20 protein-coding genes are annotated in these 25,959 nt (G+C 39.0%); 8 read left to right on the forward strand and 12 right to left on the reverse strand.

The genetic code is table 11. The features are described from left to right. Positions 1-105 precede the first annotated feature (105 nt). Positions 106-3,090 carry an NPCBM/NEW2 domain-containing protein gene (locus QI30_RS14635; protein WP_126991342.1) on the forward strand — a complete coding sequence of 995 codons (2,985 nt, stop codon included), beginning with the start codon at positions 106-108 and terminating at the stop codon, positions 3,088-3,090. Positions 3,091-3,812: 722 nt separating this feature from the next. Next, positions 3,813-4,859 (forward strand): bifunctional transcriptional activator/DNA repair enzyme AdaA, encoded by a 1,047-nt coding sequence (locus QI30_RS14640; RefSeq protein WP_233600609.1) that lies wholly within the window; start codon positions 3,813-3,815, stop codon positions 4,857-4,859. Positions 4,860-4,900: 41 nt separating this feature from the next. Here QI30_RS14640 and QI30_RS14645 read toward each other — a convergent pair whose 3' ends face one another. Both QI30_RS14645 and QI30_RS14650 read right to left on the reverse strand, forming a co-directional pair. Beyond that, a complete protein-coding gene (locus QI30_RS14645) occupies positions 4,901-6,082 on the reverse strand; it encodes an amidohydrolase (RefSeq protein WP_126991343.1) in 1,182 nt (393 codons plus the stop codon). 12 nt (positions 6,083-6,094) lie between these two features. Beyond that, positions 6,095-7,618: an AbgT family transporter gene (locus tag QI30_RS14650; RefSeq protein ID WP_126991344.1), complete on the reverse strand. Its 1,524-nt coding sequence runs from the start codon at positions 7,616-7,618 to the stop codon at positions 6,095-6,097. Positions 7,619-7,773: 155 nt separating this feature from the next. Between QI30_RS14650 and QI30_RS14655 the strand changes: the two genes are divergently transcribed. Beyond that, positions 7,774-9,075: a hypothetical protein gene (locus QI30_RS14655; RefSeq protein ID WP_126991345.1), complete on the forward strand. Its 1,302-nt coding sequence runs from the start codon at positions 7,774-7,776 to the stop codon at positions 9,073-9,075. A gap of 616 nt (positions 9,076-9,691) precedes the next feature. On the opposite strand, the gene QI30_RS14660 is transcribed toward QI30_RS14655, so the two are convergent. Then, on the reverse strand, positions 9,692-10,270 hold the full coding sequence (locus QI30_RS14660; protein WP_126991346.1) for a DUF2247 family protein: 579 nt from the start codon (positions 10,268-10,270) through the stop codon (positions 9,692-9,694). A gap of 310 nt (positions 10,271-10,580) precedes the next feature. On the opposite strand from QI30_RS14660, the gene QI30_RS14665 reads away from it, so the two are divergent. Together QI30_RS14665 and QI30_RS14670 are read left to right on the forward strand one after the other, a co-directional pair. After that, positions 10,581-11,048: a GNAT family N-acetyltransferase gene (locus QI30_RS14665; protein WP_126991347.1), complete on the forward strand. Its 468-nt coding sequence runs from the start codon at positions 10,581-10,583 to the stop codon at positions 11,046-11,048. A gap of 81 nt (positions 11,049-11,129) precedes the next feature. Beyond that, positions 11,130-12,275 (forward strand): hypothetical protein, encoded by a 1,146-nt coding sequence (locus tag QI30_RS14670; protein ID WP_126991348.1) that lies wholly within the window; start codon positions 11,130-11,132, stop codon positions 12,273-12,275. A 49-nt stretch (positions 12,276-12,324) separates the two neighbouring features. Here the strand turns inward: QI30_RS14670 and QI30_RS14675 are convergent, their stop codons facing one another. Together QI30_RS14675 and QI30_RS14680 are read right to left on the reverse strand one after the other, a co-directional pair. Then, positions 12,325-13,410, reverse strand: coding sequence for a homoserine O-acetyltransferase family protein (locus tag QI30_RS14675; RefSeq protein ID WP_126991349.1), 1,086 nt, complete (start codon positions 13,408-13,410; stop codon positions 12,325-12,327). 87 nt (positions 13,411-13,497) lie between these two features. Continuing rightward, positions 13,498-14,340: a pyridoxamine kinase gene (locus QI30_RS14680; protein WP_126991350.1), complete on the reverse strand. Its 843-nt coding sequence runs from the start codon at positions 14,338-14,340 to the stop codon at positions 13,498-13,500. A gap of 155 nt (positions 14,341-14,495) precedes the next feature. On the opposite strand from QI30_RS14680, the gene QI30_RS14685 reads away from it, so the two are divergent. Then, positions 14,496-15,047, forward strand: coding sequence for an ECF transporter S component (locus QI30_RS14685; protein WP_126991351.1), 552 nt, complete (start codon positions 14,496-14,498; stop codon positions 15,045-15,047). A gap of 181 nt (positions 15,048-15,228) precedes the next feature. On the opposite strand, the gene QI30_RS14690 is transcribed toward QI30_RS14685, so the two are convergent. From QI30_RS14690 to QI30_RS14705, 4 genes are all read right to left on the reverse strand, one after another. Further along, the gene (locus QI30_RS14690; protein ID WP_126991352.1) at positions 15,229-15,408 is read right to left on the reverse strand and encodes a hypothetical protein; all 180 of its coding nucleotides are present in this window, start codon (positions 15,406-15,408) and stop codon (positions 15,229-15,231) included. Positions 15,409-15,955: 547 nt separating this feature from the next. Beyond that, entirely contained in the window at positions 15,956-16,873 is a 918-nt protein-coding gene (locus QI30_RS14695) for an anti sigma factor C-terminal domain-containing protein (RefSeq protein ID WP_126991353.1), read from the reverse strand. Next, the gene (locus tag QI30_RS14700) at positions 16,870-17,367 is read right to left on the reverse strand and encodes an RNA polymerase sigma factor (protein WP_126991354.1); all 498 of its coding nucleotides are present in this window, start codon (positions 17,365-17,367) and stop codon (positions 16,870-16,872) included. Before QI30_RS14700 ends, QI30_RS14695 begins: the two co-directional genes overlap by 4 nt. Before the next feature lie 130 nt (positions 17,368-17,497). Then, positions 17,498-18,244 carry a GNAT family N-acetyltransferase gene (locus QI30_RS14705; RefSeq protein WP_126991355.1) on the reverse strand — a complete coding sequence of 249 codons (747 nt, stop codon included), beginning with the start codon at positions 18,242-18,244 and terminating at the stop codon, positions 17,498-17,500. Between the two features lie 146 nt (positions 18,245-18,390). Between QI30_RS14705 and QI30_RS14710 the strand changes: the two genes are divergently transcribed. Both QI30_RS14710 and QI30_RS14715 read left to right on the forward strand, forming a co-directional pair. Continuing rightward, a complete protein-coding gene (locus QI30_RS14710; protein ID WP_126991356.1) occupies positions 18,391-18,825 on the forward strand; it encodes a hypothetical protein in 435 nt (144 codons plus the stop codon). A gap of 98 nt (positions 18,826-18,923) precedes the next feature. Continuing rightward, complete coding sequence (locus tag QI30_RS14715; protein WP_126991357.1) at positions 18,924-20,306, forward strand: sigma-54 interaction domain-containing protein; 1,383 nt, start codon at positions 18,924-18,926, stop codon at positions 20,304-20,306. 21 nt (positions 20,307-20,327) lie between these two features. Here QI30_RS14715 and QI30_RS14720 read toward each other — a convergent pair whose 3' ends face one another. The 3 genes from QI30_RS14720 to QI30_RS14730 all read right to left on the reverse strand — a co-directional run. Continuing rightward, a complete protein-coding gene (locus QI30_RS14720; RefSeq protein WP_126991358.1) occupies positions 20,328-22,280 on the reverse strand; it encodes a hydantoinase B/oxoprolinase family protein in 1,953 nt (650 codons plus the stop codon). 16 nt (positions 22,281-22,296) lie between these two features. Then, positions 22,297-24,330, reverse strand: coding sequence for a hydantoinase/oxoprolinase family protein (locus tag QI30_RS14725; protein ID WP_126991359.1), 2,034 nt, complete (start codon positions 24,328-24,330; stop codon positions 22,297-22,299). Positions 24,331-24,985: 655 nt separating this feature from the next. Next, positions 24,986-25,959, reverse strand: a 974-nt coding sequence (locus QI30_RS14730) for an IS110 family transposase (RefSeq protein ID WP_126991360.1), incomplete at its 5' end; no start/stop codon positions are given.

A 25,959-nucleotide genomic window follows, 5' to 3' on the forward strand; every position in this document is an offset into this window, starting at 1 on the left:
ATTGTAATAATATGTTTTTTATATTACGATTTTAACTATGTTTATTAATTATTTGATTTTTCAGATAGTTATAAGCGATTTTAATATTATGATGGGGGTTATTACATGAAAAAAGGCGTATCAATTGCCGTAGCTACAGTTCTAACACTTAATTTAACGACTTTACCAATCCTAAGTTATGCAACCGAATCGGAGACAAAAAACAGTGTACGTGCGAACACTGAAAATACCACCGCTTCTGTACAACCATTCTCTTTAAAGAATAGCGCATATTTAGCAGACTATGAGGCACTTTTTAAAATTGATTCTTCTCATATAAAGTCCATCAAAAACAATGGTGGCATTTATCATAAATCATTGCTAGATTATGCGATTGATGGTGATACAACTACGCACTGGGAAACAGGAAAGCCGAACAGTGATACATTTACGAATGAAGTCATATTTACATTTAATGATACGGAAGAGCTAAGTCGAATTATTTACACCCCTCGCCCAGGTGGTAAAGGGTTTGCACAGCAATTCGAAATTTATACTTCTACTTCCGAAGCAGAAGATGATTTTACACGCGTAACTGTAGGCGAATATACTAGTTCGACGAATGATACGATTGAAATTCAATTTGCAAATACAGAATTTAAACGTTTAAAATTCGTTTTTAAAAAGGCCAATGCAAATTGGGCAGCCGCAGGGGAATTTTCCTTTTACAAACAAGACCAAATAGCTGAAGAGATGAACAGCCTTTTCTCAAATAATCTAATGGCAGAAGTAAGCACAGCCTATAATTCACCCGCTAAAATTGAGGAGCTTGAAAAGCAAATTGCAAAGCACCCGCTTTCTGAAGAATACAAATCACAAATTTCCTTAGCGAAAAAAATTGTCAATGGGGAGTTGCAAACAGAGGGACGCATTATCACAGCTGAACAGCGTGGAAATATGGCGAGTTATGCACAGCAAACATTAAAAATGCCCTATGGCTCAAATTCGCAGCCTACAGGAATTGCTGCTCTAGTTGGGGAGGAATTAACCGTCTATGTAGAGGCAGATAGCACACAGCCACTACCACAACTCATGTTTACCCAGCAGGAGGGAAGCTGGAATGCGTGGAATCGAACGGTTAATTTAAAGCCAGGAAAAAATGTCTTTACTGTACCCGCAATTTATACGGGGAATGTGACACAAGGTGGCGCTGTCTATATTATCAATCCTTACACTGCTGAACAACAGAAAAAAGCGCCGGTTTTACGTTTTGAAGGTGGGGAGCGTTTCCCTTTATTTAAAAAAGGAGATGATGTTGCGGTATTTAAAAGCTTTTTAGAAACCTATCAGCAGCGACTAGCGAAAGATGTTGAAGCCCACCCGGAGGTAAAGGACCGTCAATTAATTGATGTGACTGAAATTATGAGTGATCGCATCTTATTTACAGGTACCGCTTCAGAAGCATATAAGCAATTTATTACTAATGATGTCAATCCGCAAACGACCGTTAGTGGATATGATAGATGGATTAAGAAACTATTTGATTTTACGGGTTTTGACAGTAGTAAGACAGTGCATACACCAGGAGAAATTCGTGAAAATATTCGATTAATGCAGCCCTATGGTGCGATGTATGCAGCAGGGAATCATACCGGTATACAGCGCAGCACCGTCCCCTTCTTATTTAGTGGGGATTTTAGTAAAACATATCCAGGCTGGGGCCTAACCCATGAAATTGGGCATCGAATGGCGGTTGGCATGCGAGAGTACGGAGAAGTGACAAATAATATGGTCTCGATGGCAATGTCAGTAGAGTATAATGCGCTCGATAATCGAATTCCATATGAAACGATTTACAAGCATGTTATTAAAGAAAACCAAAAATCGATGACGGCACAAGGATTATCCGAACGCTTAGGTGCTTTTTGGCAGCTAGAATTAGCTCATCCAGGTTACTGGGCTGAACTGAATAAACTTTACCGTGAACAGCCTGTTTCCTTACCAGAGGGTGATTACTCAAAGCAGCAATATTTAATTCAATATTCTTCAGAAGTGTTAGAAAAGGACCTAAGTAGCTACTTTGCGCGACATGGCTTCACTGTAGGTGATGATACGAAAGAGAAAACGAGCATTTATGAGGCGCCGACAAAGATTTGGTATTTAAATAATAGTGTGATTTCTTATAAAGGACATGGCTTTTCCGAGGACGCGCAGCCACAAGTTGATTTAACGCATGCAGCAACTAAAAATACGATTTCACTAGAGATGGACCCAGACAATCAAGAGCATGTACTTGGTTATGAAATTTACCGAGATGGTAAGCTTTTAGCATTCACTGCAACGAATAGCTTCACCGAGGAAATCACAGAAGATGCGACCTATCAAGTTGTTGCATACGATAAAAAGCTAAAGGCTTTAGAAGCTGTAGAAGTTCATACTACACAGCCTGAATTATCAATTGAACATCACGTAACCATTCCTGTAAATAGTGAATTTACGCCAAGTGATTACGTGACGGCTAAAAATAGCGCGGGTGACACTATTACTGATGAAGTTTCTATTACATCTAATGTCGATACAAAAGTTCCTGGTGATTATACAGTGATCTATAAAATAGAGCAGGAGGGTCAGCAAAAAACGAAGAAAATGCGTGTTGTTGTTGCCAATCAGGTGACCTATACTTCAGATATTGACCCTGTATCAGCCACCATTGCATGGGGCGGCTTCCAGCGAGATAAATCGCCAGCAGGCAAATCCATTCATTTACTTCGTCAGGGTGTCGATACGACATACAAAAAAGGGCTTGGTACACACGCTCGCTCAACAGTCATTTATGATTTGAGTAACAGGGACTATGATTACTTTGAAAGCTATATTGGTATTGATCAGGAGATGCAGAATAATACCTCCTCGTCTGCTCGTTTTGAAGTATCAGTGGACGGTAAGCAAGTGTATGGCAGTAACACCTTTTATTCTACTACTTCAAGCGGTTTCGTAAATGTTTCATTGAAGGGCGCAAAGGAGCTGAAGCTTGTCACAACGGATGCTGGCATTAATGGAAATGCAGCAGATCATACGGTATGGGCTGATGCGAAGTTTGTAAAACGATAGTGTTTGTTAGAAATGCTTTATTAAAAATCGTCAAAAGCTCAACTAGCGTCTTTTGACTACGACATAATTTTAAATATGTGCCAAACAAAGCCTAAAGACGCAGGGAATATAAGCATTTGCATAACTATTTTGTATTTAAAAGCTGAACTAGCATAATTTAATATGAATGTAAGCGATAGTTATTAACTTTAAGCATAGAAAAAGGCTTGTTTTTGCCCGAAATGAGGCGAAAACAGCCTTTTTTGTTTCTCCGAGGGATCATTTTTGTCGAGCTTTAAGCGTGGATCTGGGCATTTGCTAGCGCGATTCTAGAAAACAGCAAGATGCTTGATTAATTTTCATTTTTCTATGTTGAAAACGACCTTTACAGTCCCGAAAATGACGAAAAAGGGGCGAAATCTGGGCTCTAAGGGGTACTTTTTAAGTTATTTTTATGCTATATGATACCAAGCATGCACAATTATCCTGCAAAGAAATGATAATGATTTATGAAAACCTCCTACTCGAATAGATACTTGTTAAATGAACAGGCTTATTCTCATAGTGCTGACACATATTTATTGATATGTCGTAGCCAAAACACGCTTTCTAAGGTGATGCGCGATTTCTGACGATAGGATTGGTGAGCTACCATATGAAAAAAATCGGTGTTAATTTTTTGGGTATAGAGAGAAGAGGAATTTGATAGACTAAGCTCATCAAGAAATGAAAGAAGGATGCATATGATTTCACAACCAGCGTTGATTGACGAATATTATCAAATGCTACTTGAAAAAAATTCACACTACGAGGGCATCTTTTTTGTTGGGGTCAGGACAACAGGTGTTTTTTGTCGACCGACCTGTCCAGCGAAAAAGCCTAAAAAAGAAAACTGTGAATTTTTCAAAACAGCGCAAGAGGCAGTGCTTGCCTCGTACCGCCCCTGTAAACGATGTCAGCCGCTTCATACACCGACTACATTATCAGCAGACGTACGAAAATTAGTGGAAGCCATCGAAGCAGATCCTGAGAGAAAATGGCGTGACCGAGATTTTGAGGAATTATCCATCAGTGCCAATACAGCACGTAGGCAATTTCTAAAAACATTTGGCATGACGTTTTTAGAATATGCACGTGCGCGAAGACTTGGGATTGCCTTCAATCATATACGTAATGGCAAGCCCCTAATTGAGACACAGCTTGATAGCGGCTTTGAATCTAGCAATGGGTTTCGTGATGCCTTTACACGAATTATGGGAAATGTACCGCGCAGTAGTGGCGACATTCGCTTATTAACTGCCACTTGGATTGAAACAAAGCTCGGGCCTATGATGGCCATTGCAGATGACGAGGTACTTTATTTGCTCGAGTTCGTCGATCGTCGAGGGCTGGAAAATGAAATCCTTACTATGCGTAAAAAATTAAATGTAGCGATTGTGCCTGGGACAAATAAGCTCCTACAGCAGTTAACTACGGAATTAGCTGCCTATTTTGAAGGAACCTCTATGACTTTTCAGACACCCCTTTCAACTGAAATTGGCACACCCTTTCAAAAGGTAGTTTGGGAACAACTCCGCCAAATTCCAGTCGGTGAAACGAGAAGTTACAAGGAGCTCGCCATCCAATTAGGTAAACCAACAGCTGCCCGTGCAGTTGCACAAGCAAATGGTGCCAATCAAATCGCACTGCTTATCCCGTGCCACCGCGTTATTAATACAGATGGGCAGTTCGGTGGCTATGGAGGTGGACTGCAGCGAAAGGCTTGGTTGTTGGAGCTAGAAGGTCAATAAAAAAGGAAGTGCTTCTTCATGCGAGCACTTCCTTTTTATTATTATTTTAAATAATCTAACGTAGCGTGGCCTAATACCTTAGCTGCAATAGCTAATGCTCGCTCATCAATATCAAATTTAGGGTGATGATGTGGATAAACCTCGGACCATTCAGGATTTTTAGCACCTGTGAAGAAGAAATTGCCTGGTACGTGTTCAAGATAGTAAGCAAAATCTTCTCCGCCCATTTGTGGTTCACATACTAACCCTTGAAGCTCAGGCATTTTTTCGACGGTCTGCATAATATGATTCGTTTCAGCAGGATGGTTCACGACTGCTGGATAGCCTCGCACATATTCATACGTATAGCTCGCTTTCATGTAAGCACACGTCGCCTGTAATAACGACTCAATTTCTTTTTCAATTAAATCGCGCTCTTCTGCATTAAACGTACGAACAGTCCCTTTTAAATACACCTGGTCTGCAATTACATTAAACGGATTCAATGCTTCAATATGACCAATTGATATAACCGCTGGGTGGAGGGGATTAATTCGTCTTGAAACGATTTGCTGTAAATTCACGATAAACTGAGAAGCGATTAAAATGGAATCCTTCGTATCACTTGGATTAGAGCCATGTCCGCCTTTACCTTGAATGGTAATATAAATCGCATCCGCAGCTGCCATTAGTGGCCCGGGTGCCGTATAAATCGTCCCTAGCTCTAGTGGCGCCCATAAGTGTGTGCCGAAGATGACATCTACCCCCTCTAAGCACCCATCCTCAATCATCGCAATCGCGCCTCCCGGGGCAAGCTCTTCGGCATGTTGATGAATAAATACAATCGTTCCTGCAAGCTCATGCTGTAGCGCATTTAATGCTTTTGCGACAATAAGGAGCGTAGCGGTATGGCCGTCATGCCCACACGCATGCATGCGCCCATTAATTGTTGATTGAAAAGAGAGCCCTGTTTCTTCCGTAATAGCCAGCGCATCAAAATCAGCTCGTAGCGCAACAGTTTTTCCAGGCTTATGTCCCTTTAATGTTGCGACAACACCGTTACCACCCACATGCTCACGTACGTCATGTCCTAAAGCACGATGAAAGGCAGCGATTGTCTTAGGTGTTTCTACTTCCTCATACGAAAGCTCCGGGTTTGCATGGAAATGACGACGAAGCGCAATCATTTCTTCCTCATACGTATCAATTAATGTACTAAATTTCTCCTGTTGAATAATCGACATGGAAACATCTCCTTATTTTAAATGAATAAAATCACCAGGTCCTAGCGGTAAATCGAATAAGAACCAAATGGCAAATAGAATGACCCAACCAATCGCAAAGACAATAGAGTAGGGAAGTAGCGCGGAAATTAATGTCCCAATGCCAATATTCTTGTCGTAGCGTCTTGCGAAAGCTAAAAGAATGGCGAAATAAGCTAGCATAGGTGTGATCGGATTGGTGATAGAATCCCCCACACGATAGGCAGCCTGTGTAACGGCTGGTGAATAGCCTAAGTACATAAACATCGGTACAAAAATTGGAGCTAATAATGCCCATTTTGCAGAAGCGCTGGCAATTAGTAAGTTGACAAAGGCACAAATTATAATAAAGCCAATAATCATCGGAAGGCCGGTAAAGTTTAATGCTTGTAATAGCTCAGCGCCTTTAATTGCCATAATCGAACCAATATTACTCCAGTTAAAGTAGGCAATCATTTGCGAGGCCACAAACGCTAATACGATAAACGGGGCCATATCTGCGATTGATTTAAAAATTTTCTCTGCAACATCTTTATCTGATTTCACTTCTTTTGACGCAATACCATAAGCAAGTGCTGGTAAAAGGAAGAAGAAGAGCATGATTGGCACAATACCTGTCATAAATGGTGAGTTTAAGAAGCTACCTGTTTCCGGATCTCTTAAAAGACCATTAGAAGGAATGACCGTAAATGCAATAACGACACAATAAATAATTGTGACAATGGTTGCCCATTTTAAGCCTTTTTTCTCCAGTGCAGTTAATGGTTCTAATTTGTCTACAGTGCCCTCAAATTTACCGAAACGCGGTTCTGTAAACTTTTTCGTAACCCAAGTACCACAAATTACTAAAACGAATGTGGATGCGATAAGGAAGTAATAGTTCATTGTGGCACGACCTGTATAGTCTGCATCTGCGATATGTGCCGCAGATTCGGTAATCCCTAGTAGTAAAACATCGAGAGAGCTAATCAATAAGTTAGCGCTAAAGCCGCCTGCTACTGCTGCATATGTAACGATAAGACCAGCAATTGGATTACGCCCGATGCTCATAAAGATAAGCGCTGCAATCGGTGGTAAGATAATAAATGCTGCATCGGCTGCTAGATTACCGACTAGACCTGTTAAAATAAGCACAGGGACGATTAATTTCTCAGGTGCGGCCATAACCGTTTTTTTCATCATAGCGGAAATAAGACCTGTTTGTTCCGCTAAACCAATGCCAATCATCGAAACGACTACCATACCAAGTGGAGGGAAACCTGTAAAATTATTCAGCATTTCTGTTACAATCAAGATTAAGCCATCTTGACTTAATAAATTGACAACGGTAATCGTTTCTTCTGTGCCAGGCTTTACGGCAGATAAACCAATTGTAGACAGTAACCATGATAAAATTAGGACAAGTCCAGCCATGATGACAAAGAGTGTAATCGGATCTGGTAACTTGTTTCCTGCTCGCTCAATTAAATCTAAAAAGCGGGTGATAAACGATGACTTTTGTGTGTCTGCATTATTCATGTTCTTCATCTCCTTTAAAATGAACTAGACGTTTCAACGTTTGAATATTCTGTCTTTTTTAATTAAAAGACACAAGTTGAATAGGTCTTTTATAAAATGAAACCATATAATGATAAAATAGGCAATAGCTATTTTAAACGAAAAGAGGCTCTATCATGTATAAAATAAACGTTTTTACAGCAGAATTATCTTTGTCCTGGATTAAAGAATTAGATGCTATCAAGCCGAATAATTGTGAGTTAGTCTATTTTACATACAAGCATTTTGATGATTTAAAAATGCTGTTGGATACGCATTTATCTGAAGGGGATGGGGCGTTATTTAGCGGACAAATTCCTTATTTCTTTGCACAAACGCAGTTTAAGCAGCTTAAAATTCCGATTGCCTATTTTGATATTTCGGAGCGGGATTTTTACCGTGTTTTAACGGAATTATTTTATAAGCATAAAATGTCGTTATCTGAACTGGCGATTGATTTTTGCTATGAGGAAAATGACTATTTAGGGATTCATGAATGGTCAGCGGATGAAGCACCGTATTTATTTAGTCAGACAATCAATTCCTATTCCACACAAAAAATTATTGACCAACTAGCGCAGTGGCATAAGCAATTACATGCAAGGCAGGACGTAAAGCTTAGTTTGACACGCGTTGCAGAGATTCCGGCGATGCTCGAGGTAGATCAAATCCCGTATTTACTTGTACATCCGTCAAAGCATGCGATTAAAACGACGTTTAAAAAATTTATGTATCAATTGGAGCTACAACGATTTCGTCGCAACCAATTAGTAGTGGCACACATTCATATTCCTGTTGATAAAATGAATGTGGATGCGCTGGAGTACCGGCAAATCGCTTTATACAAAGCGATTTTAGATTTAAAGGAACAGGATGAGACGATTTTGGTTCACCGAGAAGCGGCATCGATTGTGTTATTAACTACTTATGAAGCCTTTATGAAACGCACGCATGATAAAACAAAGTGTGAGCTTGTGGGCTATTTGCATAAAACCTTGTCATTTCCTGTGAAGGTGGGCTGGGGTGTTGGTGAGGATGTATTAGAGAGTCGTGAATTTGCACAAAGAGCTGCACAACTTTGTTCATCTAAAGAAACCCAAGGCTGGATTATCGAACAGCATCATAAACAAGGACCATTATTACCAGATGTAGTAATTACTTTTGATGAGCAGGAGCAAGATTTTTTAAGAGAACTTAGTGAGCAGTATGCATTTCCACTAATTCAACTGCAAAAAATAGATGCGGTAGTTAAAGAGCTTAAAAATCCAATTTTAAATGGGGATTTATTAAGTGAAAAATTAAATATTACGGTCCGTTCAGCGAACCGTATTTTACAGCATTTACAAGAGAAAGGACTTGCAGCAGAGTTGCCACCGATTACAACAAGCTCTAGAGGACGCCCGAAAAAGTTTTACGAAATCCAATTTCCAAAGCACTAACACATATTTACTACGACAATTTAAAATAAGCAAACGCAAACTATTTATTAGTCCCTCTTTTTGCGTCAGTAAATCAGGTTAAATATAAAACTTTAGTAAACCTTATTTTTTTATTTAAGTTAACTAGGTTAATTTAAGATAACCTTTATATTTAAATGGAATAAAAGAATTGATTTTAATAAATTATTGCTTATACCGATAAGACACCATTACGCGAATTTGCAAAAAAGATATTTCATAGAGGATTCTATTTACTGAGAGAGGTTCTAAATAAATGGGGATGATACGTGGTTTGTTCGTGGACGTAATAAACGACCTTCGTCTAACTAAATTCAGCGGTCATAAGACAGTTATGACCGCTGAATTTGTTGAAGGTGCGCTGTAGAGATTTCAAAAGGCGTTTATTGCTTCGTTGTATAAACCAATGAACTTATACAAGTAAATCAGCATTTTTTTGAAAGTATGATGTACCAGAAATAAAAAGTGAAGTCACTTAATCGACTTCACTTTTTTAATGTTTTATGATTAAAATTATCCCTACTAATCTAAGTTTTGTGCTGACAATAGAACGGCCTTATCACTATCTTGCTTCATAGATTAGTTTCCTATTTAAGATTTATTTTAAATATTGCTCTTTATATTGTTCTAATGAGGAAAGCCATACACTATTAATCTCTTCATTCGTTACAGCTATAACAGTCATTTTTGATGTCAACTGAAAAATGGGTTCAAAACATTCTAGTAAATCAAAATCTTTTGCAGAGAAATCGGAACACAGCCAGTAAACTTTTTCATAAATATTCGGGACTTCGGTTCCATCACTTCGCTCAATTTGATAATCTTGCTCTTCTTTATTTTCATAAAGATACAAAAGAAAAAGATATAACCATTTGTACTTTAATTCATAAACATCTTTTTGTTGATTCATTATTCCATTCGGGATTAATTCTAATAAATATGTTTGTATTTTCATCGAATCTTTTTCGGATGCAATAGCAATACTAGCAATTGTATCTGAAACGCCATCTGCATTTTCTAATTCATCAATGGCTTTTTCAATAGCTACAGCAGAATCTATATATTCACCTAACAACCCAAAATAAATATCACGCCATTTCAAATCAATATGACGATGTAAAAATTGATAAGGAATCTTTATATTCATCGAATTATCCGGAATAAGAAAATTTTTCACATTATTCACCTCTAATATATTCTATTTTTTATTGCTACTCCCCTAGCTATCGCTTAAATAATAATCTCTTCTTACGAAATTTTAATATCCTTCACGATCTAAAACATATTCAAAAATACCGCTTTTAACGCGGGTCCCAACGTTATTATAGAAGTATGCATATGTTGTGTCACCAACTGTTTTTGTTATGCGTAAACCATTTTCGGTACATTTACTAATAAGACATCATTACTCAATTTCGCAAAAAGAGGTGATTCGACGATTGATAGCGAATATATATAGCAAAAATAGGATCGAGGGGCATATGAGTATGAAGATTATTATTGATGATTTAACGAATGAGCAGTCTCAGGATTTGATTGGGTTGCATCTAGCGGATATGGCTGGAAATTCTCCTCCTGAAAGTATGCATGCGCTATCGGTTGATGGCTTAAAGCAAGCGGATATGACGTTTTATAGTGCTTGGGAGGGTTCTGAGATTATGGGCTGTGGTGCTTTAAAGGAATTGTCGCAAACGGAGGCGGAGTTAAAATCGATGCGCACGGTAGAGAAACATTTAAGAAAAGGTGTTGCCGCAGCCATTTTACAGCGTATTATTGATGATGCGATAGAGAGAGGCTTTACAACATTATCTTTAGAAACAGGTTCAATGGACGCATTTAAGCCGGCTCATCGCTTATATGAACGTTTTGGCTTTATCGTCTGCGGTCCTTTTAGTCAGTATAAGGAAGATCCCAATAGTGTATTTATGACAAAAGAATTAACATGTAGGGTGTAAAGAAGCGAGAAGTTCTTATGGATTTCTCGCTTTTTCTTAGTTTCTTTTTACGCTATGATTAAAGAAAGGAGGCGACAACATATGGCGTTTTATGACGATTTAGATGTACAGCATATTCATACAAAGCTTTCCCATTTATCGACGCAAGAAGTCGAATTATTAGTGAAGGCCTATTATGAGGAAATGATGCCAGTTGTTAATTTAATTGCTTATTATGCACTAGATGTACAGCCCAATACGTTAACGCAGTATTTTCCAGATGCCTTTGTACATGAGCACTGCGAGCTATGTGGTCACACACCTTTATTATTACCTCTACAAAATCGCTCTCAAATTCGACGTATGAATGAAATCGATACGATGCGTTACTGCCCTATTTGTGAGCATCACGATAAAATGCAATGTCACTGTGACGCATGTTTAAAAGAGCAACAAATGCGCTACCAAATGTTTCAATTAACAGAGGACGAGCTGAATGAAAAAGAACAGACGCAAATTGCAGCATTTTTAACTGAGCTTTCCCATGCCTCTAATGAGATTCAGTTAACGCGTGCTGAACGATTTTATGTAACAGGGCTGCTGCAACTGGCTTATGATAAAGAAAAACAACAGATTATGCCCCTTTGCAACTATTCAGAAGAATTCACGCCAAGCAAGGTGCTGACAACGCGTATTTTAAAAGACTTAGTAGACAGAAGAATTTTACTGCCCTGCTTAGAAAATAGTCTGCCTACAGCTTTTCACTGCGAGGATATAAACTTTTTGCGGACATTGCATGACCCAAACTATTGGAGCGGAAAGTGGACTGTAGCTGAACAAGAAGCGGCCTATACGCATTTTGAAAAGCTAAGAAACAAGCCGCCTATTATTCATTATGAAGAAGCGGCCTTTCGTTTAAATATGGCATCAAAAGAAATCGACGACCTTTTTATCGCTCGAACAGAAGGACGTATGTTTTACCAGCGTATGTGGAAGGAATTAGCGATGGCTCATGGTGAATTTTATGCAGCTTATTGCAAATTGCCTACTCCCCTACAAAAAATTGATGATGCATTAGACAAGCATTCCATTAGCGAAGTTTATACGTTTATCCAACGAGGCTTTACGTCCTCAAATATTGAAAAAAGTGCGCGTATTAAACCACTTAGCCGTTTAGAGAATCTTCTTTTTACGCAAATGATGGGCATTGGAGAAGATGGCTTTTTCACACGCCCTACGTTTATTTAATACAAATTATTTCCCATTAAAAAAACACGGATTTCTCCGTGTCCCTTGTCTATTGTAAAAATTCTTTTAATCGATTTTCATAAGGCTTGATATCTAAAATCCCTGCCATATGCCCATAAGTGCTTTGATAATGAAAATGGTCTGCTGTTTTATGGGCATTCTTCAACAGCGTAATAAATTCAGCATTGTAGGATGAGGGCTGCAGTAAATCATCATCACATGAAATGAGTAGTACATCAGCTTCAAATCGCGCAGCTGCTTCCTGTAACGAACCTCGCTGACGGGCCAAATCCTGTAGCATGGTCGCTTTACATGTATAATACCAATGTGTTGGATCAAGTACCGGTAGATTTTGTTTAATTGTTTGCGAAAGCGCTACTTCATAGGTAGCTGGTATTTTCAAATCTGTATAGGTTGCCTCATCATCCTGAATGCGTGGATATGTTTTTTCGTAGAACGTAGAAGTGAAAGCGCCCGTATTCATCATTTGTACGGCTAGCTGTAAGCCTTCCTTCGCGTCTTTTGTTGGCCAATTCGCATCTAGCTCTAAAACACGCATCGCCGGCTGTAAGACAGTCAATGAAGTCCATGTCGGATTTTGTGCATTGGTAATGACGCCGGTAATCCGCTTCGCAAATGTTGGAAACTCACAGCCGAGCTCTAATACTTGAAACCCTCCTGCAGAAGCCCCCATCGCTAAATAAAGCTGAGAAATGCCAAGCTGTTTACTTAAAAATTGATAAGCAATCTTTGCCATGTCGCGATACGTAAATACAGGGAAATCCAAGCCATATGGTTGATTTGTTTTTGGATTAATCGATGTAGGACCGGTCGTCACAACATTTGGGAGATAAGGTGCGACATTACACACATTATCGATACTCACCACAAAAAATCGCTCGGTATCAATTACCTTCCCAGGGCCAATCAGTGCATCCCAATAACCAGGCGCTGCATCATCCGCATGGTATTTCCCCGCTGCATGGCTACTCGCACTAAAATAATGTGCAATGTAAATCGCATTATCGCGCGCTTCGTTTAACGTACCATATGTTTCATAGCCTAATGTTAAAGGAATTTCTTGCCCATCTTCAAATGTATACGCTAATTGGAATTGTTGTTTTTGAACAATCATGATAAATTCGCCACCTTTCCTTCCCTAAATACCCTCATTTTACCATTTTCCACCATAAAAAAAGAACCGCCAAAGCGATTCTTTTCTCTACAATAGCATGCCTAAATGCTGTTCAAAATAAACACCTGCTTTTGTCAGGCTTGTTTGTTTAGCGGTGGTTTCAATAGCAGCTGTTAAAAATTGCTCTGCTAGTTTGATTGTTTCTTCTAGGCTTTGGCCGCGTAATAGCCCACCTATGACGACAGATGCGAATAAATCGCCTGTTCCGGAGTAGCTTTGGCCGTTAAATGGCTGTTTATGATAAAAGCTCTGCTTGGCATCGATGACGACATTGCTAATCGAAGGCTTCTCTGTATAGGATGATGTTACACCCGTAATAATAACCTGGGCGCCTGTTTGTGCATGGAGCACCTGTCCCGCTTCCTCTACCGCCTGCATAAAGCTTTCTTCTTCGTGATAATTATGTAATTTCTCATACGGAATGCCGGTTAATAAGCAGCATTCTGTAATGTTTGGCGTAATAATCGTTGCCTGTTTCACTAGCGCGCGCATTCGTTCTAGTAAATGGCTCGTATACATCTTATACAAATCTCCCATGTCGCCCATGACAGGATCGACGAGCACCGTTGTATCTGTCGTTTGAAACCGCGCTAAAAACTGCATAATGTGGTCAATCTGTTGCTCCCCTGTCACAAAGCCGGTATGAATGCCATCAAAGGTTTCATTCATTTTCCCCCACTCCTCGATAAAGTGAGGCATCTCAGCTGTTAAGTCCTTACAATAATAGCTATCATATGCTGTTTGTGCTGTTAAAATAGCTGTCGGAAGCGGACAAGCCTGTACGCCCATGACAGAAAGCACTGGAATAGCTGCAGTAAGCGAGCATTTCCCAAAAGAGGACATGTCCTGAATAACCGCTACTTTTTTCATTATCGTTCAACCCATCTCTTTAGTTTAATTTTCTTCATTCTATCATATCTACTAACTAAACTGACCCTATCATTTTTTAATAAATTGGTACTTTTCTTTATGTCAGTTTTGCTTCAGAATAATCTGTAAATTAACAATAAGTGAGGAAGATGAATATGCAAAATGTAAATGGATATTCCGAAACACATAAACGAACATTAGAGCTGGTTATGACAGCGGTGCTTATTGCGCTTGTATTTGTTTGTACAATGCTACTAAATATTAAATTGCCAATTAAAGCAAATGGTGGGCTTGTGCATATGGGGACAGCGATGCTATTTATTACATCGATCCTATTTGGACCGAAAAAAGGGGCATACGCTGGAGCGATTGGTATGGCGCTCTTTGATATGGTAGGTGGCTGGCTATTGTGGGCACCAATTACCTTTGTAGCACGTGGCTTACAGGGCTATATTGTCGGGAAGATTGCATGGGCGAAGGGTCATAAAGGAAATCATATGGGGCTTAATATTATGGCTGCGGTGATTTCAATGCCAGTGATGATTGCGGTGTACTATGTCGGCGAAGGGATTCTGTATAATAACTGGGTAGCGCCGCTGGCATCGATTCCTGGTGATATTGTACAAAATGTGATTGGACTCATAGTAGCCATTCCGTTATGTGCGTTTTTATTAAAAATTCCTTATTTCCAAAACAAGTTACGGTAACAAGACTGAAAAATATGCTATAATGAAGCCATACAAAAAGACGGTGCGCGAACACCGCCTTTGCAACAGACGTCACTGATGAGTTACAGCTCTCAGTGTCGGACCTCTCAAATAGTTGAATTGTGTGAGAGCGTACACATTAGCTGTTACAGCAGCTTACGTGTTTAACTTCGGATGGGCCTTAATCTTCATGATTAGGGTCTTTTTCTTTTGGCTGACAATTATAGCCGCGAAAATGTTTGACGCCCTTACTGTCCGTCCACTCTTTGCTGTAGCAATAGTTTTTACAGAAACTACGCGCAGCTAGTAGTGTAATCGGTAGAATAAGCGTCGAAAAAACATACAAAAGAACCGCCGACATAAACCGCCTCCTTTCTAAGAGGCGCTGTTGCATACATTTATTATATCAAAAAAAGCGAATGGATTCGAACGTCCATTCGCTTTTTTGAATAAATAAAAGGACTGGCTCAAAAACACCAGTCCGTGTAGCACCTAATGATGCAATCAATTGAAACTTCTATTTTTGTTACGTGATGTTGCTTAAATAACTTTATTTACTTACACAATGTTAACGGCTTGGTTAAGTCCCGCAACATGTGTCTACGATCGAGACATAACACATTCTCGATACGACGCCTTACTTGTTCGTGTTGCTTGTATAGCGTGGTATGGGATTGCATCATTATTAATTCTACTTTTCCCCGATAAAATAAAGATAAACCACTTTTTTAAAATTAATTTAAATTATTTGTGATTATTTTTCCACCGCGATTATCCCTTGAGACTGAAAAGCTTGTCATATCAGGGATTTCAGCCGTTTTTTCATGTATGTCAATCTCCTTTACTATTGTCAGTGTAAAGAAGAAAAATGAAGAAATGGCTAGTAGAAATCTTAAGAAATGATAAAGCTAATTTTTATCAACTACTGCACCTATACTTGACGATTTAATATAAGATTGATTTTTTAAAATAGCTAAATCTTTTTTCGTACCGGTTACGACAACCCCAGCAATAAATTTCTTGTGCTGCCGTTTTTTTAGTAGTTCATAGTCTTCTTTAGAATATGTTTTAAGTGCTTCTAAGAATCGTTCTGGTGTATTGATTCCTTCTTCACTCGTTAACAGTTTTTGGGCTAAAACAGTAGTATTTTTATTAGGTGCAGAGAATCCGTATAAATCACCATCTAATTCTGGCATATCACGCTTTTGTTTTTTTGAGTCAAAATCATTCACCCAATACCAGGTCACATGAAGTTCTTTCGGAAGCATTTTCTGTACATGTTCAAATGGAAAGCTATCCTCAAATGAAATCGCCATCTCTATATATTTATCATCAGGATATTGCTTCATATTAGCTAAATCATTTTCATAGGTTTTGTATTGATATTGTGGCACATAAAACTGCATGATGCGTTGACCATCTGGAATATGAATCTCTGTTGTATCATCTACTGAAATTGTCGTGCTTGTAAAGGTCGTTGATTCGAATCCTTTATTTGTATAATGAATTGTTTGGGTATCCCATGGAATTATTGTATCTTCAATAATTTTATATACTTGCTGCGTCATCGTGCCTTTTAAAAATCCCTGTGTCTCGCTCACATTCGTTGTAAAGGTATTAGCTGAGCTCATAAAAGCTTGCTCATTCACTTTCTCAAGCATGACCTCGGTTTGTATTTTTCCTATCCAATAACGATGACCGTAAAAGCTAGCTGCTATTACGGCCACGCTAATTAGCAGTGCCACTACTGTCATTTTTAATAAAGTGCGCTGTTTTGCTTTTTTTAATGTTTTTGTCAGTTCTTTTTCATTAAATGGATCTGTCATTGTTCGTAGCCCCCTTGTTCATAAAGCTGTTTGAAATTTGCTCTTGCTCGCGCTAAATAAGTTTTAACCGTGTTAGTATGTATATCAAAATAGGCAGAAATTTGTTGATATGACCAGCCTAAATCATATTTACATAATAAGAGTTGCTTATGTAAATATGGTAATTGCGCTAGCACACGTTGTACTTGTGTCGCCTGTTCTTTTTTGATGAGCTGCTCTTCTATGAGCGCATTAGATGATTTTAAGGCATCATCCAATTCAACTTGCTCAAATTTTTTTGAACGTCGACACTGGTCATAAAAAAGATGGATAGCGGTTTTAAATACCCATGCTTTATACTTATTCGTATCAATCGCCACTAGATGCACTATCGATTTGTAAATTGCATCCTGTACAATATCCCTTGCCTGTTCTGAATTTGCGCCAATTTTCACCAGATAATAATAAACGTCATTCATCACCTGAATTAGCTGCTCATTCGCAATTTTGTCCACGCATCTCTCTCCTTTCTGCTAATTAAACGAATGAATAAGGAAAAAGTATACACTATTTATTTGAAATATACGTAAAATGTTTTAAGAATAATTCTGCACACAAAAAAACTGCCCATTTATTGGACAGTTTCTACTTCCTTACATAAATTGCGTAAGGCTTTCTCGTCGTAAACCCGATTTTCTCCGCTAAGACAATCGAGGCGGTATTCCTTACATCACAGTCCCAGTGAGGCGTGATGTTCTGTGCTAAGCAATGATCGATAAAAGCCATCGCTAGTTGCTTGGCAATGCCTTTGCCGCCGTAATCAGGGTGCGTGAAAATATCGACCTCCGCCGCAGTAGTGGACTGAAAAATGGCAGTTGCCTCCCCAACGATTTGTTCCTCGTCCATCATACAAAAGCCACTGCCATGTGCTAAAAACTGTGACACGCTTCCCCAATATTCTTCGTAATAGACTTGTGGGAATTCCGTTGACATCATAATGGTTTTGGCATCAATGCGCTGTATAGGATATGCAGTGTGCAAGCGAGGTAATGCTTGATAGACCGCTGTATCAATTGAATAGGCATAGCGTGGTATTTTACGAAGCGGAGCCGCATCTAGTCGTTGTTGCCAACTCGTATCTGTCACAAATAGCGTAAAACGTCCATCGCCCGTCATACAGCGCTGTAAAAAGGCGTATAGTTCCTCTTCAACAGGCCCTGTCACGAAATAAAGTCCGGAATCCGTGCGAATCACATAGCTTTGCTTCACGCAAAAAATAGCGCCAGGAATCGTACGCTCTACTACACTACTAACAAATGCAGGTGAACCAGAGAAATTATGGGCTCTATTGGACGATTTAAAAAAAGTTTGTTGTAACTTGATAGTTTTCATACGTTTCTCCGTTCTTTTTACAGTTGATTATAACATAAGGCCCTTTTCTTAATGTTTTAGGTATCATTTGATTTTTTAATAAAAAACAAATATAATTTACATAAAATTATCAATTTTCTAATAATTGTAATAAAAGGAGTGTTGAAATGAGTGAGAATAAACCTACATTACAAGAGCTAAAAGACATGTCCATTCGTAAATTATACGATGTCGTAAAAAAGGATGAGCAAGATAATTATCCGCTACTACGCCAGTTTGAGGATAAGGAAATCGCATTTTTAAAGGAAAAGGTCAGCATTGATTGGCAGTACAATCGTATTTTTCAGCCTTTTGCGATTTTTTTAACGACCATTACCGTTGCGCTTGCGGCATATATGAAGCTAAGTGATGTCCATCTACCAATGGGCGCGGCCTTTGCCTTTTTGTCGACGACATTATTTGCGACCATTTGGCTGAATGTCTTTACAATTGAGCGAAACTACTGCTGTCGAAAGCTTGAGCTAATGCTTGCCTATTTCCATTATCACGAGCAACCAGCACCCGATCCTAAAGCAATTTCCTTGCAAAAAATAAAAGCATGACCTCTATATAGGGGGCATGTTTTTTAATAGAGAGTAAAAGTACGCGTTCTTTTTGTTGTTTTTTGGAAATATAGCCTATAATGAATAGAGGTGAAATTATGACGAAACTAATCGATTTACATTTATTATTACAATCAATTATTGAGACATCGAATAATAATATTACCATTACAGATCAGTATGGAGTTGTTCTTTTCACGAATGAAGAGCATTGGCATCTTTATGGCGTAGACAATATGTCGGCTATTGTTGGGAAAACGGTTTATGAATTAGAAGAACAGCAAATTTTAAAGCCTTCTGTTATTTCATTCGTTATTCAAACCCAACGCAAAGCGCAAGTCATGCAAGAAACAAAAACAAACCGTTTTTTAATGACAACCGCCTATCCAATTTTTAATGAAGATGGCACTTTGTTATACGTTATTTGTTATACGCAAGACCAAATGAATATCTTAAACTTGCATGAAAATTATGATAAATTACAACGGAAACTCGAAAGCGTACAAGCTGAAATGTCTTCGCTGCAATCAAAGGCCCAAATTACATATCGTAGTAAATCCTTTGACAACGTGCTAGCGATACTAAACCGTGTCGCTCATACAGACGTAGCTGTTTTAATGCTAGGAGAATCAGGTGTGGGAAAAAGTATGCTTGCCCGTTATCTTCATGACCAGAGCAATCGTGCTGAAGGGCCTTTCATTGAAGTGAACTGTAGTACCATTCCTGAAACTTTATTTGAATCAGAAATGTTTGGGTATGAGTCTGGTTCTTTTACAGGTGCTAGTAAGAATGGGAAAATGGGGTTAATTCAACAAGCTCATCAAGGGACACTATTTTTAGATGAAATTGGGGAAATGCCACTAACAATGCAAGTAAAGATGCTAAAAGTATTACAAGAAAAAAAATTTAAAGCAATTGGAAGCCAAAAAGAAAGCAATGTAGATTTCCGATTAGTGACAGCCACAAATCGTGATTTACGAAAAATGGTGGATGAAGGAAAGTTTCGTTTAGATTTATATTATCGGCTAAATGTCATTTCAGTAGACATTCCCCCATTACGAAAACGTCCAGAAGATATTACCGCACTTATCCATTATTATTTAGATGAAATGAATAAAAAATACGATACATTAAAAAAGCTACACCCACTTACTTTTCAAGCTTTTTTAGATTATGAATGGCCGGGAAATACACGAGAATTAGCCAATGCACTCGAGCGCCTTGTGTTAACGACAGATAGTCTTGTGATAATGCCCAATCAGCTACCAATAGAAATCATGCAAGAGCTACCATCCTCTCTGCATTTAGAAGAATGTGAATCGCTTAATTTGAACGAAGCGATTCAAGCGATTGAGCGCAAATTATTTGAAAAGGCACAAGAAAAAGCGACTACTACGTATGAAATGGCTGCGTTGCTAGGAATTAGCCAACCAACTGTAGTCAGAAAATTAAAAAAACTAAAGCGTGAAAAAAGGGAATAATAATTATTATTCCCTTTTCATTTACCAATATGCGACTGTACGATTGACCATAGATTCCCGATACTGTGCTGTCGAAATAGGTAATACGCTATTTGACGTATAATCCATAATCACGCCATATTTGCGAATAACATCCATTTGATTAATTTCTCCCGCACGATATAAACGCGCTACTTCCTCTGGAGCTTCATTAAACCAATTTTTTCGATTATGACGAATATAGTCTCGCTCATTTTGTGTCGCTTCATAATTGATTTCAAATTGATCTAATTCACGATCAATTTCGTGAATAATTACGCCGTAATCTTTACGAGCTCGCTCGATTGATACATATTCATCAATTACATCTTCTAACACGGCATACATGTCGCGTTCAAGAGGATCGCCTAAGCCTCCACCACCTGCAGCGGGGCGTGTAAATGTATCGCCTTTTTGAAGTGATACATTTGAAAAGATGGTACCTAAAAATTGTTCTGAATCTTTACCAGGATTTAAAATCGCCCCTTGCGGAATGGATGGTAGGCCACCCATGATTCCCCATGTAATGGAACGTGAACGGTCGCAGCAATAAGACATTACCGTCCCATCAATCTGTGTAAGTTCTCCACCTTTTTCAACGCCACACCCTCCGCGATATTTTCCGGGACCTGCTGAATCGGTAATGATTTCATGTTTCGTTGTTAAAACCGGAGATAAACGTTCCTGGCCTTCACATGGTTGTACACTTAAGCCCACTCCAAATACAGGCGAAGTGGTATTAGCGCCGTCGCGGTCAATACGTCCACCGTGTCCACCAGCCATCCAGTCATACCACATAAAATAGTCTCGTGCGCCATTACGTGTATCATAGCCACCAATGAGTAAATATTCTAAATTAAAGGAACAAGCTAAGGCACGTTCTGGCATAATATTAGACCATAATTCAAAACATGCATTCATAATCTTTTCAAAGGAACCTGAGCAATAACCAGAAACAGCAACGGGACTAGGTGCATTCACAACTGAATTTTCTGGTAAATGTGTTTTTACTACACGGTAGAACCCTGAATTTAGTGGAATTTCAGGGAAAAATGTCTTCGTACCAGCATACGTGCCCGATAAAGCTGAACCAAAACCAGCATTTAAGAAGCAACTGATATACGGGTGGGAACCGGATAAATCGTATAAAATTTCATCGTCAGTAATCGTCATTTTTACACGAATTGGAATTAAACCATCGCCGACTTCTGGATCCATGTCGATATAATCTACTGTTTCCCACGTACCTTTTGGCAATGTTTTCACCTTTGCACGCGTCAAGCGTTCTACGTAATTTTGGACTTCACTAAATGCTTCAAGTACGGTCTCAACGCCATATTTACGAATCATTGCTTGTAGTTGTACTTCTCCGACTTTTGCAGCTTCAACTTGCGAACGTAAATCGCCTAAACGTTCCTCCGGTAGACGCATATTTTTCACAATAATGTTTACAACATCTTTTAAATAATGTCCTTTACTGAAGATACGTACTGGTGGGATACGCATTCCTTCGCCGTAATGCTCTTTCGCTGTCACATCAAATGAACCAGGGTTTGAACCACCCACATCAGCCCAGTGACCATTGGTTTGCATGAGTGCAATTAAACGTTGCTCGTGAAAAACCGGATAAATTACACGCGTATCGCTAAAATGTGTTCCCCCACGATAGGGATCATTAACAAGAAAGACATCGCCTGGGTGAATATCATCGCCGAAGTCTTCTAAGACGGCTTTTGCTGTTAAATGTAGTGTTCCAACATGCACTGAAATATCTTGCGTTCCTTGCATAATTGTATTCCCATCCGCGTCACAAAGAGCGCAGCTAAAGTCACGGTTATAAATAACAAACGAATAACACGTACGTAACATTTGTTCAGCCATTTGGTCTACTAAATTGACAAACCCATTTTTTAATACTTCAAATGTTACAGGATCTAATTTACGAGTTGTTTCCATTCAAACGCCTCCTCATTTAATAGTCTGTTGTGACAGAAATAATAATATTTTTATATGCATCTACTTTCGCTACAAATCCTGATGGAATGACGGTTGTTGTATCTAATTGGTCCACAATTGCGGGACCCTCAATTACCGCACCAACTGGGATAAGCTCGCGGTTATAAACAGTTGCTTCAGTGAAGGTATTATTAAAATAGACTGGACGAGTTTCCTTGATGGCAGCATCGAGTTTCCCTTCTACCTCATATGTTGGAAGTTCAGGTTTTGGTACTGTTCCAATTGCTGTTACACGTAAGCCGTAAATTTCTACGGGTTGGGTATCATCAGAAAAGGCAAATTCTCGCGCATGTTCTTTGTGGAATTCTTCTAAAATTGGCAACAGTGATTCAAAATTATCAGGAGCCGGAATAGCCAAAGAACGCCATTGCCCTTTATAACGTAAATCTACATAGTTCATTAATGTAGCGCTTTCCTCAGGAATACCTTCTTCTTCAAGCAACATGTTTGCTTCTTTTTTCATTTCAGCGAATTGTTCTAATAACTCTACTGCTGTTGCATCTGCTGCATTTTTAACATACGTTTTTGAAATATCATGACGGACATCTACGAGTAGACAGCCCATCGCAGCCGCAACACCTGGATGGGGCGGTACGATAACAATTGGGATATTCAAATCTTTTGCAAGTTCTGCACCATGAAGCGGTCCTGCGCCACCGAAAGCGACAAGTGCAAAATCACGTGGATCATAGCCTCGACGTACAGAAATCAACCGTACAGCATCACTCATATTAGCATTGGCTACTTCAATAATCGCGCTCGCCGCTTCTTCTAGTGAATAGTCAAAGTCTGTAGCAATTTTTTGAACCGCTGCATCCGCCTTATCTTTATCTAATGTCATTGAGCCATCTAATAATGTTGTACCTAGTCGACCTAGCACTAAGTTGGCATCAGAGTTTGTAGGTTCCGTACCACCACGGCTATAGCAGGCAGGTCCTGGCATTGCTCCTGCACTTTGTGGGCCATTTCGTAATGAACCACCTTCATCTTTCCAAGCAAGACTCCCACCACCTGCGCCAATTGTTAAGATTTCAATGCTCGGAAATCCAATTGGATAACCATATTCAATTGCCCAATCTTTTGTAATCCGAATTTCTCCATCATACATTAAAGAAATATCAGTGCTCGTACCACCCATATCCAACCCAATGGCATTCGTAAAGCCACATAATTTTGCGATATGTTTGCTCGCAATCGCTCCTGCTGCAATACCTGAACTCGCTAGCCTTGCCGCAAACTTTGGTACGGTGCTAGAAGTCATAACTCCACCACCTGAGTGTAGAACGAGAATATCTTCCTCATAACCACGATCCTTCATTTCAACTTCAAGTTTTTTAATATAACGACTCATAATCGGACCTAATACTGCATTTATAATGGTCGTACTCATACGTTCATGCTCAAACATTTCTGGTAATACGTCACTTGAGGTGCAAACATATACTCCTGGCATCTCTTCTTCAATAATTTTCTTCGCCTTGCATTCATTTTCACCATTCATGTATGAATTAATAAAACAAATAGCGACCGATTCGGTTTCACGACGCTTCAACTTACGCGCAAGAGTACGCATCTCCTCTTCATCCAATGCTTCTAAAATATGTCCTTCATAATCTACTCGTTCTGCTACTTCGAAGCGGTCTCGTCGCTTAATATATGGTTTTGCAGTGTCTTCATACATATCCCAAATATCTTCTTTTGTGCCGCGGCGAATTTCTGTTACATCACGAAACCCTTTTGTTGTCACAAGCGCTGTCTTAGGTAATTTACGTTCTATTAATGCGTTAGTGCCAACAGTAGTTCCATGAGAAAATACTTTAATGTCTTGTCCTTTTAGATTTGCCTTATCAATACCATCTAAAATTCCTTGTTCTGGATTTGCTGGCGTTGACGATGTTTTTGTGACAAATACTTCTCCTGTTTCCTCGTTAAATACAAAAACATCTGTAAATGTGCCACCTACATCAATTGCTAATCGACTTTGAACCATATACTTTCGCCTCTTTCCGCTTGAATTGTTCTTGCCTAGGAAGTATCAAATAGTCACCTTAAATTGGTGTACGCTTATTTATAATGCAAGAATAATGCCAAGTTTAAAAAGACTGAAAAATCAATCTTTTAAAAACTTTTCAATTCATAAATGAATCGTTTTTTGGAATTATTGATTCATTTATGAATTATTGATTCATTTTTAAATTAATTATTTAAAAGAGTAAGAATTAGGAGTTTTTTCAAAAGTTCAATTCACTCCCTCTATAAATGTTGATATATCAATGGCTCACGCCATTTTTGAGTGTCAAAAAAATATTTTCCAACACGCATATCTAACTTAATTTTGTATTAATTGATATTTATGTTAATTCATCGAAACGCTACGCTAAAGAAGAGACCATTAAATGGAAATAATTTCTTCTGAATCCAAGTTTATATGATACACTTTTGGATCTCTGCGTAGCTTATGACGACGAACCCTCCCATATCTCTAGGCGTCTAATTGCGCGTACATTCCTTCGTTCGGTCTGTTCATAAGGCAGAGGCTAGCGATGCTCCTATAGGGACTCATTCATGAAGTGAAAGGTCGAAGGTGATGAATAGTGCTGGCTTCTCCGTGTTATCCTTTTGCTTAGACTTTCAGTCAAATGTAATCAGCTAGCTGCTTTGAGAACCGTAAAGTCTGTCATCATCTGATGTTCATCGAACATCACTTTCTTTTTGCACAAGGCATGTAAAATCTTTAACAGTTTCCCACAAAGTACGACAATAGACTGCTTCTTCCGTAAAGGATTTTTCGTCCTTGTCGTATAGTACTCATGAAGCGCTTTGAAAGCAGAATTATGAAGAATTAAAGGCATCATAACGCGGAATAAAAGCGCCCTTAATTTACGCCGACCTCGTTTAGAGATTCTTTTTTGTCCTTTTGATTGGCCAGAAGAGTTTTCACGCAATGTAAGCCCCGCTAGTTTAATTAATTGGCGTGGATGTGCATATTGTGCGAGTGAACCGACTTCTGATAATAAATCGAGAATAGTAATATCTCCGATACCAGGAACGGACGCCAAATAATCATAATCCGTCATTTGTTTCGCAAGAGCCGTTAGCTGACAAGTTAGTTCATCGAGTTGTGCCTGCATCATATGGTACTGAGAAAGTAGCGTGGCTATTTCAAAACGTGCCATCACAAGCCCCTCTGTTAATCCAATTGAGTGAGGCGCAATACGGACTAATTGTTTCGATTTTGGCAGTTGAGGGCTTTTCAGCCCTTCTACTTGGCGATAAAGGGAAAGCAGTTCTTCAGGCGTTTTCCCTTGAATATCCATTGGTAGCGGTGTTTTTTCAAGCACCGCATACGCCATTTTCCCAAAGCTTTTGAATACTTGTGTAAACTCTGGGAAAAATCGATCTAGCCAACGGATAATGCGATTTTGAAGTGCGCTCAAATCTTCTTGAAGCTTTGAACGTAAGGTCGCACCGTTTCTTAATTCTGCTTCTACGCCTTCTAAAAGGCGTGGATAACTAAATCGGCCATCACGTATCAAACGTGCGATGACCAGCGCATCCTTTTGATCATTTTTCGTCTGCAGATTATCGTCAAGTTCTTTCGAGCGATTAACGTGCATCG

Source organism: Candidatus Kurthia intestinigallinarum, assembly GCF_003991225.1.
In the GTDB taxonomy this organism is placed as follows: domain Bacteria; phylum Bacillota; class Bacilli; order Bacillales_A; family Planococcaceae; genus Kurthia; species Kurthia populi.

Excerpts from the sequence above, each read along its gene's own strand:
- QI30_RS14635 (WP_126991342.1), top strand. The coding sequence starts at position 106 with ATGAAAAAAGGCGTATCAATTGCCGTAGCTACAGTTCTAACACTTAAT.
- QI30_RS14640 (WP_233600609.1), top strand. The coding sequence starts at position 3,813 with ATGATTTCACAACCAGCGTTGATTGACGAATATTATCAAATGCTACTT.
- QI30_RS14645 (WP_126991343.1), bottom strand. The coding sequence starts at position 6,082 with ATGTCGATTATTCAACAGGAGAAATTTAGTACATTAATTGATACGTAT.
- QI30_RS14650 (WP_126991344.1), bottom strand. The coding sequence starts at position 7,618 with ATGAATAATGCAGACACACAAAAGTCATCGTTTATCACCCGCTTTTTA.
- QI30_RS14655 (WP_126991345.1), top strand. The coding sequence starts at position 7,774 with ATGTATAAAATAAACGTTTTTACAGCAGAATTATCTTTGTCCTGGATT.
- QI30_RS14665 (WP_126991347.1), top strand. The coding sequence starts at position 10,581 with ATGAAGATTATTATTGATGATTTAACGAATGAGCAGTCTCAGGATTTG.
- QI30_RS14670 (WP_126991348.1), top strand. The coding sequence starts at position 11,130 with ATGGCGTTTTATGACGATTTAGATGTACAGCATATTCATACAAAGCTT.
- QI30_RS14675 (WP_126991349.1), bottom strand. The coding sequence starts at position 13,410 with ATGATTGTTCAAAAACAACAATTCCAATTAGCGTATACATTTGAAGAT.
- QI30_RS14680 (WP_126991350.1), bottom strand. The coding sequence starts at position 14,340 with ATGAAAAAAGTAGCGGTTATTCAGGACATGTCCTCTTTTGGGAAATGC.
- QI30_RS14685 (WP_126991351.1), top strand. The coding sequence starts at position 14,496 with ATGCAAAATGTAAATGGATATTCCGAAACACATAAACGAACATTAGAG.
- QI30_RS14690 (WP_126991352.1), bottom strand. The coding sequence starts at position 15,408 with ATGTCGGCGGTTCTTTTGTATGTTTTTTCGACGCTTATTCTACCGATT.
- QI30_RS14695 (WP_126991353.1), bottom strand. The coding sequence starts at position 16,873 with ATGACAGATCCATTTAATGAAAAAGAACTGACAAAAACATTAAAAAAA.
- QI30_RS14705 (WP_126991355.1), bottom strand. The coding sequence starts at position 18,244 with ATGAAAACTATCAAGTTACAACAAACTTTTTTTAAATCGTCCAATAGA.
- QI30_RS14710 (WP_126991356.1), top strand. The coding sequence starts at position 18,391 with ATGAGTGAGAATAAACCTACATTACAAGAGCTAAAAGACATGTCCATT.
- QI30_RS14715 (WP_126991357.1), top strand. The coding sequence starts at position 18,924 with ATGACGAAACTAATCGATTTACATTTATTATTACAATCAATTATTGAG.
- QI30_RS14720 (WP_126991358.1), bottom strand. The coding sequence starts at position 22,280 with ATGGAAACAACTCGTAAATTAGATCCTGTAACATTTGAAGTATTAAAA.
- QI30_RS14725 (WP_126991359.1), bottom strand. The coding sequence starts at position 24,330 with ATGGTTCAAAGTCGATTAGCAATTGATGTAGGTGGCACATTTACAGAT.